The organism is Stenotrophomonas sp. S39, from assembly GCF_016624665.1.
Lineage (GTDB): Bacteria > Pseudomonadota > Gammaproteobacteria > Xanthomonadales > Xanthomonadaceae > Stenotrophomonas.
Genome location: NZ_JACVTT010000001.1, coordinates 272,393 through 285,716, shown reverse-complemented (window position 1 = coordinate 285,716; position 13,324 = coordinate 272,393). Strand labels below are relative to the sequence as shown.

Below are 13,324 nucleotides of genomic sequence, written 5' to 3'. Positions count from 1 at the left end.
AACCGGCCTCGGCTGCGTACAGCACACAGACTCCCTTCACCTGCCTGATCGCCGCCCGGATGTACCCTGACGCCGCCAGCCCTTCCTTTGACTTCGACACCGCGCGCATCGTGTCCAGTTCCCAGCAGCCGAGCAACGAGCCGACGAACTGGACCGGTGACATGGACGGTGTGGCGCGCCTGCGCGACCGCGCCTGTTTCATGCGCATCTATGACCACTTCATGCCGCGCCTGTGTGTGTACCTGCGTGGCCTGGGGGCGCCGGAGGCGGTGGCCGAGGAACTGGCCCAGGAGTGCCTGCTGCGCCTGTGGCTGCGCGCCGCCGATTACGATGCGGCGCAGGGGGCGCTGAGCACCTGGCTGTACCGCATCGCGCGCAACCTGCAGATCGACCGGGTGCGCCATGAACGCAGCTGGATGCAGGTGCAGGCCGCGGTGGAGGAGGCCTCCAGCAGTGATGCACAGTCGCACAGCAGTGCCGAGCACTATGCTGACCAGGCCAGGCTGCGCCAGCGCATCAACGAACTGCCGGCAGTGCAGGCACGGCTGGTGCGCATGTCCTATTTCGAAGCCAAGAGCCACGGTGAAATTTCCGAGGCGCTGGGGATGCCGCTGGGCACGGTGAAATCGCACCTGCGCCGGGCATTCCTGCAGCTGCAGCAGAAGGTGGGGGGCATGCCATGAACCCGCACCACCACCTGCATGAATCGACCCTGCTGAGCTACGCCGCCGGCGCGTTGCCCGCGCCGCTCAGCGTGGTGGCCGGTACCCACCTGGAGCAGTGCCCGCACTGCCGCCAGCGCCTGCGCGAGGCCGAGGCCATCGGTGCGGCGCTGATTGAGCAGACCCAGCCGATGGTGGTCAGCGGGCGCGGCCCGGCACTGCGTGCAGCCATGCTGGCCGAGCTGGAGCGTAGTGAGCCTGCCGTGGCTGCCGTCGCCGTCGCCCGGCCGGCCGAGCCACCGGTGGAGCGGCCTGAAGTGAATGCGGACCACCTGCCGGCCTCGTTGCATCCGTACTTCGGACGCTCGCTGGGGGGCCTGCGCTGGCGCTGGATCGCCCCGGGCGTGCATTGCATCCGCTCCGCAGAAATGCCGTCGCTGATCATGCTGAAGATCGCACCGGGCAAGTGCCTGCCGATGCACAGCCACGGCCGCAGCGAGCTTACCCAGATCCTGCGCGGTTCCTACAATGATGCGCTGGGCCTGTTCGCGCCGGGCGATGTGGCCGACCTGGATGAGGATGTTGAACACCAGCCGGTGACCGCACCCGGTGTGCCATGCATCTGTGTGTCGGCACTGGATGCCCCGCTGGTGTTCAGTGGCTGGCTGGCGCGCAAGATCCAGCGGTTCGTCAAGCTGTAGCACGCGGGGAGGAGGGCCCATGGACAACGGCAATGCGCTGCGGGTGCTGGTGGTAGGCGCGACCGGGCTGGTGGGCCAGGGCGTGCTGCAGGCGTGCCTGCAATCGGCCGATGTGGCCCGGGTGGCCGCGCTGGTGCGGCGGCCGGGCAGCGTGGCGGGCAACGTCGATGAGATCGTGCTGCCGGACTTCCTGCGAGCCGCCACCCTGGGCGATGCGCTTTCGGGATTCGATGCCTGCTTCTATTGCGCCGGTGCTCCGCCCGTGGGTACGCCCGAGGCTGAGTACCGCCAGGTGACGCTGCAGGTGACCCGCGCCGTCGCTGACGCGTGGGTGGCGGCGAACCCTGAAGGATGCTTTCTGTACGTGTCCGGTGCCCATGCCAACCCGGCCAGCCGGATCATGCCGCTGCGGGTGAAGGGCGAGACCGAGCGGGCGCTGGCGCAACTTCCGGTGCGCACGGTGATGCTGCGACCGGCCGGCGTGCGGCCGGTATCCGGCACGGGCACGCGGCACGCACTGCTCAAGCCGTTCTATCTGCTGGCCCGCCCGCTGATGGCGGTGGCCGAAGGGCTGCTGCCCGCGCTGACCACCAGCAACCGGGCCATCGGCCAGGCAATGATCGCGCTGGCCGGGATGCCGGCACCGCCGGCGGTCGTGGAATGCGTGCAGATCAACCGGCTGGCGCGTGGGCCTTCAGGACGCTGACCACCGACTCCGCCAGATCGCTGCGGGTGAATGGCTTTGACAGCAGGGGCGCCGAGCGGCCCTTGCTGCCGACCGCATCGTGGTCACGCGGGTAGCCGGACGTGAACAGCACGGCCACGCTGGGCCAGCGTTCGCGTACCTGGCGGCCCAGTTCCCAGCCTGACATGCCCGGCATCACGATGTCGGAGAACAGCAGATCGATCTTCGCGTCCGGGCGTTCCAGCAGGCGCAGCGCGGACGGACCGTCGTGCGCTTCCAGCACCCGGTAGCCCAGCTGGCGCAGCGCCTCGACGGTGTAGGCACGCACGTCGTCGTTGTCTTCGGCGACCAGGATGGTTTCTTCGCGCGGTTCGTAGCCGGCCAGCCCGGTGGCCGCCACGGCGGTTTCACAGGGCAGCTCCAGCGACGAGCGCGGGAACATCATGGTGATGCTGGTGCCGCCGCCCTCCACCGAATCGATGAGGACGTGACCGCCGGACTGCTTGACGAAGCCATGCACCATCGACAGGCCCAGGCCGGTGCCACGGCCCACCTGCTTGGTGGTGAAGAAGGGCTCGAAGACCTTGGCAAGCGTATCGGCCGACATGCCGTGGCCGTTGTCGCGTACGCGCAGCATCACATATTCGCCGGGCGTTGCATCGGGGAACAGCGAGGCATAGTCATGGTCGAGGTGGCTGTTGTCCACTTCCACCACCAGGCGCCCACCGTGGGACATCGCGTCGCGCGCGTTCACCGCCAGGTTGAGCACCGAGGCTTCGAGCTGGCTGAGGTCGAGTTCGACACACCAGAGGCCCTCGGCGGTGCGGATGTCGAGCTGGACCAGCTCGCCTAGTGCCCGCTGCAGCATGTCATGCATGCCCAGCAGGGCATCGTTGAGATTGACGGCCTGGCTGCGCAGCGGCTGCTTGCGGGCGAAGGCCAGCAGGCGCTGGGTGAGGCTGGCCGCACGACCCACACCCTTCAGCGCGTTGTCCAGCGCACGCGCACTCATGTTGCCGGGCTGGCCGTCACGCTGGTTCAGCAGCATCGCGTGTTCAACGTTGCCGGCGATCACGGTCAGGATGTTGTTGAAGTCATGGGCGATGCCACCGGTGAGCTGGCCCACCGCCTCGATCTTCTGTGCCTGCCGCAGCGCATGCTCGGCCTGGATGCGGGCCGTGGTCTCCACGGCCTCGGAAACCACTGCATTCACCGCACCCTCGGCACCCTGCAGCGGGCGGAAGGAGAAATCAAAGCTGCGGTGGCCGGTCGGCAGTTCAAGGTCCATCGCCTGCAGGGCGCTGTGCCCCTGCGCGGCATCGCCCACCGCCTGCTCGACCATGCGCGCAAGCTCGGGGGTGCCGGCAAACCACGGCGACTCCCAGAAGGGCAGGCCGATGACATCGTCCTTCTCGGCCAGTACCGCAGCGAGAGACGCAACATTGGCATCGACAATGCGGCCAGACGTGTCGAGCAGGACCTGGTGCTGGAAGCTGGATTCGAAGATGGCCTGCAGGCGCCGCTTGCTGCCCTGCAGTTCGGCGGTACGCGCCTGCACCTGTCGCTCCAGCGACTCGTTGTCCTCGCGCAGCGCCAGCTCGGCACGCTTCAGCGAGGACACGTCGCTGCCCAGGCAGGTATAGCCGGTGACGCTGCCATCGGCCGCACGCTCGGGCACGCAGTCCATCTGCACGAAACGTGACTCGCCGCTGCGATGGACCAGGGTGGTCTGGAAGCTGGCCCGCTCGCCGGCCAGTACCCGCTGCAGGCTGGGCAGGGCGTTGGCAAAGGCCTCTTCTCCGCCGATCTCGGCAGCGGTGCGGCCGAGGATGCCCTGCAGGTCGGCGCCGTGCCAGTCAAGGAACGCCTTGTTGGCAAAGCGGTAGCGGTGGTCGGTGTCGAGGTGGGCGATCAGCGCCGGCACCGCATCGGTGATCTGTTGCAGCTGCGCCTGGCTCTCGTCCAGCGCAGCGCGGGCGTGGGCCAGCTGGCTGCGCTCGCTGGCCTCCTGGCGGGCACGGCGGATCGCATCGGGCAGCCGTTGCAGGCGCTGCTTGACCACGTAGTCGCGCGCGCCGCGGGTGAGCGCCTGCACGGCCAGTTCTTCGGTCAGGGTGCCGGAGACGAAGATGAAGGGAATCTGCGGCGCGCGCTCGCGCGCCAGGTCGAGCGCCGCATCGCCGTCGAAGCCCGGCAGCACGTGGTCGGCGAGGATGACGTCGAAACGATCACTCTCGATCGCTTCGATGAAGGCATCGCGGGTCCACAGGCGCTCGATCTCGAAATCCAGCCCGGCCCGCTGCAGTTGCGCCGTGATCAGCTCCGCATCGAGCGCGCTGTCCTCCAGCATGAGGATGCGCAGGTGCGACGCGCGGCGCGTGGCATCACGCATCGCGGGGACCTGTTCCGATGGACGGGTGCGGCGGCGGCTGGTTGGTGATGCCCCAGAACATGCCCAGGCCCTGGATGGCGTCGAAGAACTCCTTGAAGTCCACCGGCTTGACCACGAAGGCATTCACGCCCAGCTGGTAGCTGCGCACCAGGTCCTGCTCCTCGCGGGACGAGGTGAGCATGACCACCGGCGTACTGCTGAGCGACGCGTCGTTGCGCACCTGCTCCAGCACTTCCAGGCCATTGATCTTCGGCAGTTTCAGGTCGAGCAGCACCACCACCGGGCCGCCATGCTGCGTGCCGGCATAGGCGCCTTCGCAGCGCAGGTAGTCCAGCGCTTCGGCGCCGTCGCGCACGTGGATGACGTCGTTCAGCAGCTGGCAGCGCGCCAGCGCAGCCATCGTCAGCTCGGCATCCTTGGGGCTGTCTTCAACCAGAAGGATGGGCCGCAGATCCCTCATGGGTGTTCTCCGTTTTGATGGGGCAGGGTGAAATACAGCGTGGCGCCCTTGCCAGGCACGCCCTCGGCCCAGGTGCGGCCGCCATGGCGGCCGACGATGCGGCGCACATTGGCCAGGCCGATGCCGGTGCCTTCGAATTCCTCGACGTGGTGCAGGCGCTGGAACACGCCGAACAGCTTGTCGACGTAGCGCATGTCGAAACCGCAGCCATTGTCGCGGACGAAGAAGATGTCTTCCTCGTCGGTGCGTTCGCAGCCGACCTCGATGATGGCGTGCTCGCGTTCGCGGGTGAACTTGACCGCATTGGACAGCAGGTTCTGCCAGACCAGGCGCATCATCGTCGGGTCGGCCTCGATGACCGGCAGCGCGCCGACCTTCCACTCGACCTCGCGCCCGGCATGATCGAAGGCCAGGGTGCGGCGTACATCACTGACCAGGGCGCCCATGTCCAGGCGCATGCGCCCCAGCGTCGAGCGGCCCATCTGCGAGAAGCTCAGCAGGTCATCGACCAGCGTGCCGGCCGACTTCGCCGATTCGACGATGGTGTCCAGGAAGCGGCGCTCGGTGGCGTTCAGGCGCTCGGCGGCGGAACTGCCGAGCAGCTCGGAATAGCCCACGATATGGCGGAACGGTGCGCGCAGGTCATGGCTGACCGAATACGAGAAGGCCTCCAGCTCCTTGTTGCTGCGCAGGAGCTGCTCGTTGAGCTCGGCCATCTCTTCGGCCTTGCGCAGCACGATGTCGACGATGGCGGTGCGCATTTCATGCGCGGCATCGCGGTCGGCATCGGTCCAGGGCAGGCTGCGCTGCTGCACGGTCTCCTTCCACGCCTCGAAGGAATGTCGTGGCGACAGGACTGTCCCCGGTGCCGCGGTCTTGCGCGGGTCGCCGCCCCAGCGCACGGTGCGCACCACTTCGGGGCGGAACCACATCAGGAAACTGTCGTGCAGCTGCGAGATCGACACCGCCAGCAGTCCGCTCGCCGTGTCGGTGAGGGCCTCGCCCGCTGCCCACACGCTGGCCAGGTGGTCGGTCGCATGGACTTCATCGCCGGCGTGCTCGGTCGCCAGCCAGCGGGCGATGTCCAGCACTTCATGGCGGCTGGGGCACTGGCCCACCAGCAGGCAATCCCCCTTGTGCACGATCGCCGCGCCGGCCGCGTTGGTCAGCGACATCAGGCTGGCCGGATCCTGGCGCAGCGCGGCCATGAACTCCTCGTCGCCGGCCATGCGCCCAAGCAGCCGCACCAGCACCGAGCGCCGGTGGATGCGTTCTTCCACCGCACGTGCCCGTTCCTTCAGGGCAATCTGCAGCGAGACGATCTGGCCCATGAACTCGCACGCCGTGCGCACCGGGTACGGCAGGCGGCGGGCGTCCGCGCTGTGGCAGGACACCAGGCCCCAGAGCTGGCCCTCGTGGATGAGCGACACCGACATGGATGAGCCGGTGCCCATGTTGCGCATGTACTGCAGGTGCACCGGCGAAACGCTGCGCAGCACCGACAGGCTCAGGTCGGTCGGCGCTGCATCGGCCTGTCGTGCGGCGCGTACCAGCGGCACTGCGCTGTAGTTGGCATCGGCGATCAGGCGCACGCGGTTGCGGCGGTAGAGCTCGCGTGCCTGTGCGGGGATGTCCGACTCCGGGAAGCGCAGGTCGAGGTAGGAGGGCAGGACACCATTGCCGTCCTCGGCGATGACGATGCCGTTCCAGCCGCTGTCGAACTGGTACACCAGGGTGCGGTCGAAGCCGGTCATCGCGCGCATGTGCTCGGCGGCGATCTGGCACAGCGCCTCCACCGTGCTGGCTGTCTCGATGGCCGCCATCAGTTGCCGGATGGCGGGATACAGCGCTTCAAGCGAGGTCGGCTGGCCCGCAACCGGCGATTCCAGTTCCAGCAGCACGGCCTGCGCCGAGCGGTGGGCCAGTACCTGGTGGCGGCCATGCGCCGGAAGATCGATGGAACCCAGATGCAGCGAACTGTCCGTCGCCAACTGGCGGACCGGTTCGACGCAGTCTGCCAATGCGCCGCCCAGGACCGCCTCGAGCGTCTGCCCGAGCGGATCGCCGAAGCGCTCGAGCAGCGCGGGTTCGCTCACTGCGCGCTCAAGCACCTCCAGGGATGCCGGGTCGATGACCAGCAGCACGCCGTAAGGCTGGATCGCCCCGGGCGTGTGGATGGGCTCCCGCGCGCAGAGATCCAGCGCGACGTCCTGCGCGATCTCAGTAGAGGCCATCAGCAACGCTCGCGGTTCGGGGCAGGTTGGCAGCGCCGCAATGCACGCCACGACGCACGTCTGAGTCGGAAGAAAAAGCCATCGCTACATGGTGAAGCAAAAACCGTGATTCGCATACAACTCTTTCATGTGAATACGAACGCGCAATGCGCTGAACAATTCAGGCTCACGCGCTTCATCGAAGGGAGGGCTTTCGCGGAACCTGCATCAGGGCTGCACACGTGCTGCACGCGTGCTTGCCTAGATTGCACTGCATCCCTCTCCTGGCGACGCCGCGTGGACCTGCAGCCTTCCGTTCCGTTCTCCTTCCCCCGTCGGCCGATGCCGGACAGCGGCCACTTCGAGCTGCTCGATGTCAACGCCCTTCAGGATCCCTGCAGTGGCCGCATCGTGCACCTCTACGCCCTGGTGGCGCGCTGCACGGCGTGCGAAACGGTGTTCAAGGCCGAAGAAGGCGCTGGCCTGGTCAGCACGTCGTCCGCCCGCGTGGTGCGGTGCCCCTCTGGCTGTGGCCAGCAGGCCTTCAGCGGTGCCGCGCTGCGGCAGTGGCGTGCGGCTGCCGCGCCACCGGCCTGACCGTCGATTACAGCTGGGCTGGATTGAGCTGCCAGACCGCATGGTTGAGTGCGGTGGCAAAGCTGACCCAGGCCAGATAGGGCAGCAGCAGCCAGGCTGCCAACGCACGACGGCGTGCAAACGCCAGCATGGTCGCGACGATCAGCACCAGCAACAGCAGGATGTCGGCGAACGCTGCCGCACCGAGCTTCCAGCCGAAGAACAGCCAGCTCCAGAGCACGTTGGCGACCAGTTGCGCGACATAGAGCCCAAGCGCGGTCCGGTTGGCGCGCCAGCCGCCGTGGCGCCAGACCAGCCACGCACTGATCGCCATCAGTACATATAGAAAGGTCCAGACTGGCCCGAACACGCTCGCCGGTGGTGCCCATGCGGGCTGTGCCAGCTGGCCATAGAAAGTGGCGGCCGAGATCGAAGCGCGGGCACCCAGTGCCGCAGCCACCAGGGTCACGGCCAGCCAGCCCATCAGGCCGAACAGCTGTCGTCTATGATTCATCGTTGGTCCTTTCGATCGGTATTCAGTGCGGTGTGTCTACGGATGTGCCGCTGTATTGGATGCAGGCGCCGCCACGGTCAGTCCGCGGCGCGGGGACCGCCGTCAGCAGGGAGCAGGGCCGGGCGCCCGTCAAACCATTCGCGCGCGCCCGCCAGATGCCACTGGCGCTGCTTGCCATCCAGTTCAATGCCAGCGCCGAGGAGGCCCCAGCGCAGGTAGAGATCACCGCGCTTGTTCTGCTCGAGCAGATCCAGGCGTGCACGCAGTGACAGGCGCTCGTTTTCCGCCTGCAGGCCATCCAGCACGATGTGTCCTGCCTGCCAGCGCAGGCGGGTCGAGGCATTCACCTGCCCGGCATCCAGCAGCGACAGCACCCAGCGAGGATAATCACCGCGCTCGGCGAACACCGCCAGCAAGGGGCCGGCATCACTCATGGTCAGATCGGCATTGGCATCGACCCGGAACGGCGCCTGGGCATCGATGCGGCCCTGCTTGAACCGCACGCGGCCCTGCCACGGAGCCTTGCGGTCCTGCTGGCCAACCTGCACGTTGCGCAGCTGCACCGAAGTGCCGGAGAGATCGAAGTAGCGCTGCTTGAAGTCGCCACGCCGCAGGGTGGCGTCCACCTGCGCATTGCCCAGCAGGTCCAGCCCGGCCACCCGCATCCGTGCTCCGCTGCCCAGCAGCGTGGCCGTGCCGTGGCCGACGCGGCCATCGGTATCCAGCTCCACATCGCCGGTAAGCCTGCCCGTGCCGCCGAGCAGGCGGACCTGGTTGCCGCCCAGGTAGCGGTTGTAGGCGGTCAGGTCGGGAATGGTGGCGTTGTTGAAACGCAGCCGCGCGCGCATGTCCTTGCGGAACTCGCGCAGCCGGCCATCACCACTGAGCTGCAGGGCCAGGTCGCGGCCGTCGAACAGGGTGTCTCCCTTGTCACCACCGGCGCGGGCATTGAAGCGCGGCACGCGGACATCCAGCACCGCACGGGTGGGCGTGCCGGGCTTCAGTTCGCCGTGGGCGCTGGCCGTGCCGGCCATGCGTACGCCCGCCACCTCGGCCGACGCCGCGGCCTCGGGAATGTCCACCGTACTGCCGGCGGCAAGCTCGCCCTGCTGCAGCTGCAGGTCGGCACGCACGGTGCCGCCGCCATCGAGCTGCAGCCACGGCTTGCGCAGGAACAGCGCGGGTATCCAGTTGAGCGAAGTGAACGTCCACTCGCCCTGGACGCGGCCGGAGGTGCGTTCGATGAGCTGGGCGGGCTCGCGGAAAGGAATCTTCCGTCCGCTGACATGCAGGTCAGCATCCAGCGAGGCACCCGTATCCTCGCGTGCCGGCAGGCGTGCCTGCAGGCGGATGTCCTGTGCGGCGTCCATCTGCAGGGCCAGCGTGCCGCGATCGGGCGCGCCCGCACCGGCCTGCAGCGGCACGCGCCACACGGCGCGGCTGCCTGGCTGCAGGGTGCCGCCATTGAGCGTGATGTCTGCCTGCAGCTGCCCGGTGCTGGGTGAACTGGAGACCGCCAGCGTCCGTGCATCGGTGTCCACGCGGATGCCATGGCTGCGCGCATCCACCTTCAACGCGCCGTGGATGATCTCGAATTTGGCGATGCCCGGTGCCTGGTCGCGGTAGTGCCAGGGGTAGCCGAAGCGGGCCTCCACCTTCATCGCGTCCAGCAGCTGCACACCGTCGTAGCTGGCGCTGGCATCGGCGAAGGCCACCTGCGAGTCATACAGTTCCGAGGGGCCGCCGCGCAGCTGCTTGCGGAACCCCACGGTGCCGCTGCCCTTGCCGATGATGAGCAGCTTGCCGAAACGGGCGTGCTGGATGGAATCGCTATGGATGGCGTCGAAGCGCAGGGTCCACCCCTGGTTCCCGCGGGGCGGCGGTGGCACCACGTCCTCCACGCGGGTGACCTCGGCCGACACCCCCGTGGCCTGCAGGCGCGGCACGCGCACTTCGCGGCGGAACAGCGGCCACAGTGCCAGCCGGGCGCTGGCACGCTCGGCATGCAGGACATACACCGTATGGTTCACGTGCCCGCGCATGTGCACGTTCCAGGCAATAACATGGCCCGGCAGCAGGGTGATTGCCGGGCCGGTGCGCATCACGAACTTCTGCGGCTTGTGGTTGGTGACCCGGTCGAACAGGGGCGTGTTGAGGAACAGGTTGCCCGCCAGCAGGTAGGCAGCGTAGACCCCGGCAATGCTCCATGCCAGCACCCGCCAGGGGCGCGGCCATTGCTTGAAACGTACTGGAAATGCGGGCATCCGGGCTCAGGGACGGGTGGGTGTGCGCCACTATCGCGAAGATGACTGCGTGGCGATGTGAATGCCTGTGGAGGCAAGCGCTGGCGCTCGGTGACCCGTGACGGGGCGTGTGATCTGAATTTCACATGCCGAAAACGTCTTCACAGTGCTTAATACGCTTCCTGACGAGTGGGGGCTCGTCCTTCAGGGTCGGTCCCCGGCGTTTCCAACTACCTGGACCGTACCCATGGCGGCATTGCAGCAGCGCACCATCGATCTCATCCGCGAGCATCAGTCGACCCTGATCGCGCAGTGGCGGGACAACCTCAACGCCGCCGGGCAGAACGACGACAGCCGCATCGGCGCGCGCGACCTGGACATCCAGGTCAACGAATTCTGGCAACTGCTGCTGCCCGCCCTGTCGGCGGCCGATGCAGCCAACCTGCAGGGCGGCGAATGGCAGGGCATCCGCCATTTCCTCGAGGATCTCTCGCGCGACCGCGCGCTCAAGGGGTTCAGCTCGTCGGAGACCGCCACCTTCATCTTCTCGCTGAAGCGGCCGCTGTTCCAGCTGCTGCAGGAGCACCACAGCGGTGACCCGCAGTCGCTCGGCGAGCAGCTGTGGTCGATCTCCGAGCTGCTGGACGTGCTGGGCCTGCACACGGTGAAGGCGTTCCAGCGCACCCGCGAGGACGTCATCCAGCGCCAGCAGGAAGAGATGCTGGAGCTTTCCACGCCCGTGGTGAAGCTGTGGGATGGCGTGCTGGCGCTGCCGATGATCGGCACGTTGGATTCGCAGCGGACCCAGGTGGTGATGGAATCGCTGCTGCAGCGGATCGTCGACACCGGCTCGGAAATCGCCATCATCGACATCACCGGCGTGCCGACCGTGGATACGCTGGTGGCACAGCACCTGCTGAAGACCGTCACCGCTATCCGCCTGATGGGCGCCGACGCGATCATCAGTGGCGTGCGTCCGCAGATCGCGCAGACCATCGTGCACCTGGGCCTGGACCTGCAGGGCATTGTGACCAAGGCCAACCTGGCCGACGCGCTGGCCCTGGCGCTGAAGCGGAACGGCGTGACCGTCAGCCAGGCCAACCGCTGATGGACCGCATCCCGATCCTGCAGATGGGCGACCTGCTGCTGGTCACCATCCAGGTGGACATGCACGACCAGCTGGCGCTCAACCTGCAGGACGACCTCAGCGAGCGCATCCGCCGCACATCGGCGCGTGGCGTGCTGATCGACATCTCCTCGCTGGATATCGTCGATTCCTTCATCGGCCGCATGATCGCCACCATTTCCGCGCTGTCGCGGGTGATGGATGCGACCACCGTCGTGGTGGGCATGCAGCCGGCCGTAGCCATTACCCTGGTCGAGCTGGGCCTGGACCTGAGCGGTGTGCGCACGGCACTGAACGTGGAGCGCGGCATGAAGCTGCTGCGCCAGAGTGATGAAGCGCCATGACCGCACGTCAGGGGACGTTACCGGTGCGGGTGGAGCAGGACGTCGTGCTGGCCCGCCAGGCCGTGCGCCAGGCCGCGGTGGCCTGCGGGCTGCGCCTGGTCGACCAGACCAAGCTGGTGACCGCGGCCAGTGAGCTGGCGCGCAACACCGTCATCTACGGCGGTGGCGGGCAGATGGACTGGGAGCTGCTGGATGAAGGGCTGCGCCGTGGCGTGCGCCTGGTGTTTTCCGACCAGGGCCCCGGCATTGCCAACATCGAGCAGGCGTTGACCGATGGCTGGTCGTCGGGCAAGGGCATGGGCCTGGGCCTGTCTGGCTCACGGCGGCTGGTGGATGTCTTTGAACTGGACAGTGCAGCGGGCCAGGGCACGCGCATCACCATCACCAAATGGACGTGAGTTTCTCCGGCCACGTCACCCGCGTCGTGGCCGTGGAGGAATCGACCCAGGTCGGGCAGGTGCGCCGTGAGGCGCTGGCTCTGGCGGCGCGTATCGGTTTCGACGAAACGGACAGCGGCCGGGTTGCACTGGCGGCCAGCGAGCTTGCCAGCAACCTGCTGCGCCATGGCGGTGGCGGCAAGGTCCATCTTTCGGTCGTGCAGGGGCGCGACGCCCGCGGTATCGAGCTGTACACCGTGGACGCCGGTCCCGGCTTCGTGCTTTCGCAGGCGCTGGTGGAAGGCTATTCCACCGGTGGCAGCCAGGGCCTGGGCTTGGGGGCGGTCAAGCGCCAGGCGGCGCTGCTCGACAGCTGGTCCGATGCGCGTGGCACGATTGTCGTCGCCCGCATCTATCCCGACCGTGCCGGCCCGCGCGCTGACCTCGCTTATGGCGCCCTGCGCCTTGCCATGCGGGGCGAGGAGGCGTGCGGCGATGCGTGGCACCTGTCGGTGCGTGAAGGGCAGGCGACGCTGACCGTGATCGACGGCCTGGGCCACGGCCTGCACGCGACCGATGCGGCGCAGGCAGGCACGCGCGCGGCCGCGGAGGCGGGCGTAGAATCACCGAATCCGCTGATTGAAGCGCTGCATCGGGCCATGTCGGGCACCCGCGGCGGCGCCGTCGCCGTGGCGACCCTGCCGCTGGCCGGGGGCGAGCTGCAGTTTTCCGGGATCGGCAACATCAGTGCCGGCATTGCCGATGCCACGACCTACCGCGGCCTGGCCTCGATGCCCGGCATCGTCGGCGTGCAGTACCGCAAGGCACAGGCATTCAACGTTCACGCCGCGCACGGCACCCTGCTGCTGATGCACAGCGATGGCCTGCAGGGGCGCTGGCGTTTGCAGGACTATCCGGGCCTGGTGCATCGCCACCCGGCCCTGGTGGTGGCGGTGCTGCAGCGTGATTTCGACCGCGGGCGTGACGATGCCAGCATCGTTGCCCTGCGCATGGGAGCGTGGTGATGGGGC

General features: G+C 67.8%; 13 protein-coding genes. 8 read left to right on the top strand and 5 right to left on the bottom strand.

Features of this window, described 5'->3' with window-relative positions; all coding sequences use genetic code 11:
• Positions 1 to 59 precede the first annotated feature (59 nt).
• From IAE41_RS01320 to IAE41_RS01310, 3 genes are read left to right on the top strand one after another with little or no spacing between them, the layout of a single operon-like run.
• Entirely contained in the window at positions 60 to 683 is a 624-nt protein-coding gene (locus tag IAE41_RS01320; protein ID WP_200731713.1) for a sigma-70 family RNA polymerase sigma factor, read from the top strand.
• Positions 680 to 1,363, top strand: a complete 684-nt coding sequence (locus tag IAE41_RS01315; protein ID WP_108746752.1) for a ChrR family anti-sigma-E factor — start codon at positions 680 to 682, stop codon at positions 1,361 to 1,363. Before IAE41_RS01320 ends, IAE41_RS01315 begins: the two co-directional genes overlap by 4 nt.
• A gap of 19 nt (positions 1,364 to 1,382) precedes the next feature.
• Positions 1,383 to 2,069, top strand: a complete 687-nt coding sequence (locus tag IAE41_RS01310) for an NAD(P)H-binding protein (RefSeq protein WP_200731712.1) — start codon at positions 1,383 to 1,385, stop codon at positions 2,067 to 2,069.
• Here the strand turns inward: IAE41_RS01310 and IAE41_RS01305 are convergent.
• The 3 genes from IAE41_RS01305 to IAE41_RS01295 are packed head-to-tail and all read right to left on the bottom strand — an operon-like array spanning position 2,035 to position 7,134.
• Positions 2,035 to 4,440, bottom strand: a complete 2,406-nt coding sequence (locus IAE41_RS01305) for a hybrid sensor histidine kinase/response regulator (RefSeq protein ID WP_200731711.1) — start codon at positions 4,438 to 4,440, stop codon at positions 2,035 to 2,037. The genes IAE41_RS01310 and IAE41_RS01305 overlap by 35 nt on opposite strands.
• Positions 4,433 to 4,900 (bottom strand): response regulator, encoded by a 468-nt coding sequence (locus tag IAE41_RS01300; RefSeq protein ID WP_200731710.1) that lies wholly within the window; start codon positions 4,898 to 4,900, stop codon positions 4,433 to 4,435. The genes IAE41_RS01305 and IAE41_RS01300 overlap by 8 nt, the downstream gene beginning before the upstream one ends.
• Positions 4,897 to 7,134, bottom strand: coding sequence for an ATP-binding protein (locus IAE41_RS01295; protein WP_200731709.1), 2,238 nt, complete (start codon positions 7,132 to 7,134; stop codon positions 4,897 to 4,899). The genes IAE41_RS01300 and IAE41_RS01295 overlap by 4 nt, the downstream gene beginning before the upstream one ends.
• Before the next feature lie 276 nt (positions 7,135 to 7,410).
• Here IAE41_RS01295 and IAE41_RS01290 point away from each other — a divergent pair, with 276 nt between their 5' ends.
• Positions 7,411 to 7,710, top strand: a complete 300-nt coding sequence (locus IAE41_RS01290; protein ID WP_200731708.1) for a hypothetical protein — start codon at positions 7,411 to 7,413, stop codon at positions 7,708 to 7,710.
• A gap of 7 nt (positions 7,711 to 7,717) precedes the next feature.
• Here the strand turns inward: IAE41_RS01290 and IAE41_RS01285 are convergent, their stop codons facing one another.
• On the bottom strand, positions 7,718 to 8,203 hold the full coding sequence (locus IAE41_RS01285; RefSeq protein ID WP_200731707.1) for a TspO/MBR family protein: 486 nt from the start codon (positions 8,201 to 8,203) through the stop codon (positions 7,718 to 7,720).
• A 77-nt stretch (positions 8,204 to 8,280) separates the two neighbouring features.
• Positions 8,281 to 10,467 (bottom strand): hypothetical protein, encoded by a 2,187-nt coding sequence (locus IAE41_RS01280; protein ID WP_200731706.1) that lies wholly within the window; start codon positions 10,465 to 10,467, stop codon positions 8,281 to 8,283.
• Between the two features lie 226 nt (positions 10,468 to 10,693).
• Here IAE41_RS01280 and IAE41_RS01275 point away from each other — a divergent pair, with 226 nt between their 5' ends.
• The 4 genes from IAE41_RS01275 to IAE41_RS01260 are packed head-to-tail and all read left to right on the top strand — an operon-like array spanning position 10,694 to position 13,318.
• A complete protein-coding gene (locus IAE41_RS01275) occupies positions 10,694 to 11,554 on the top strand; it encodes an STAS domain-containing protein (RefSeq protein ID WP_200731705.1) in 861 nt (286 codons plus the stop codon).
• The gene (locus IAE41_RS01270; RefSeq protein WP_079221983.1) at positions 11,554 to 11,916 is read left to right on the top strand and encodes an STAS domain-containing protein; all 363 of its coding nucleotides are present in this window, start codon (positions 11,554 to 11,556) and stop codon (positions 11,914 to 11,916) included. The genes IAE41_RS01275 and IAE41_RS01270 overlap by 1 nt, the downstream gene beginning before the upstream one ends.
• Complete coding sequence (locus IAE41_RS01265; protein WP_200731704.1) at positions 11,913 to 12,314, top strand: anti-sigma regulatory factor; 402 nt, start codon at positions 11,913 to 11,915, stop codon at positions 12,312 to 12,314. The genes IAE41_RS01270 and IAE41_RS01265 overlap by 4 nt, the downstream gene beginning before the upstream one ends.
• A complete protein-coding gene (locus IAE41_RS01260; protein ID WP_200731703.1) occupies positions 12,305 to 13,318 on the top strand; it encodes an ATP-binding protein in 1,014 nt (337 codons plus the stop codon). Before IAE41_RS01265 ends, IAE41_RS01260 begins: the two co-directional genes overlap by 10 nt.
• Positions 13,319 to 13,324: the final 6 nt, after the last annotated feature.

Excerpts from the sequence above, each read along its gene's own strand:
- IAE41_RS01300 (WP_200731710.1), bottom strand. The coding sequence starts at position 4,900 with ATGAGGGATCTGCGGCCCATCCTTCTGGTTGAAGACAGCCCCAAGGAT.
- IAE41_RS01310 (WP_200731712.1), top strand. The coding sequence starts at position 1,383 with ATGGACAACGGCAATGCGCTGCGGGTGCTGGTGGTAGGCGCGACCGGG.
- IAE41_RS01315 (WP_108746752.1), top strand. The coding sequence starts at position 680 with ATGAACCCGCACCACCACCTGCATGAATCGACCCTGCTGAGCTACGCC.
- IAE41_RS01285 (WP_200731707.1), bottom strand. The coding sequence starts at position 8,203 with ATGAATCATAGACGACAGCTGTTCGGCCTGATGGGCTGGCTGGCCGTG.
- IAE41_RS01265 (WP_200731704.1), top strand. The coding sequence starts at position 11,913 with ATGACCGCACGTCAGGGGACGTTACCGGTGCGGGTGGAGCAGGACGTC.
- IAE41_RS01295 (WP_200731709.1), bottom strand. The coding sequence starts at position 7,134 with ATGGCCTCTACTGAGATCGCGCAGGACGTCGCGCTGGATCTCTGCGCG.
- IAE41_RS01280 (WP_200731706.1), bottom strand. The coding sequence starts at position 10,467 with ATGCCCGCATTTCCAGTACGTTTCAAGCAATGGCCGCGCCCCTGGCGG.
- IAE41_RS01320 (WP_200731713.1), top strand. The coding sequence starts at position 60 with ATGTACCCTGACGCCGCCAGCCCTTCCTTTGACTTCGACACCGCGCGC.
- IAE41_RS01270 (WP_079221983.1), top strand. The coding sequence starts at position 11,554 with ATGGACCGCATCCCGATCCTGCAGATGGGCGACCTGCTGCTGGTCACC.
- IAE41_RS01260 (WP_200731703.1), top strand. The coding sequence starts at position 12,305 with ATGGACGTGAGTTTCTCCGGCCACGTCACCCGCGTCGTGGCCGTGGAG.
- IAE41_RS01305 (WP_200731711.1), bottom strand. The coding sequence starts at position 4,440 with ATGCGTGATGCCACGCGCCGCGCGTCGCACCTGCGCATCCTCATGCTG.
- IAE41_RS01275 (WP_200731705.1), top strand. The coding sequence starts at position 10,694 with ATGGCGGCATTGCAGCAGCGCACCATCGATCTCATCCGCGAGCATCAG.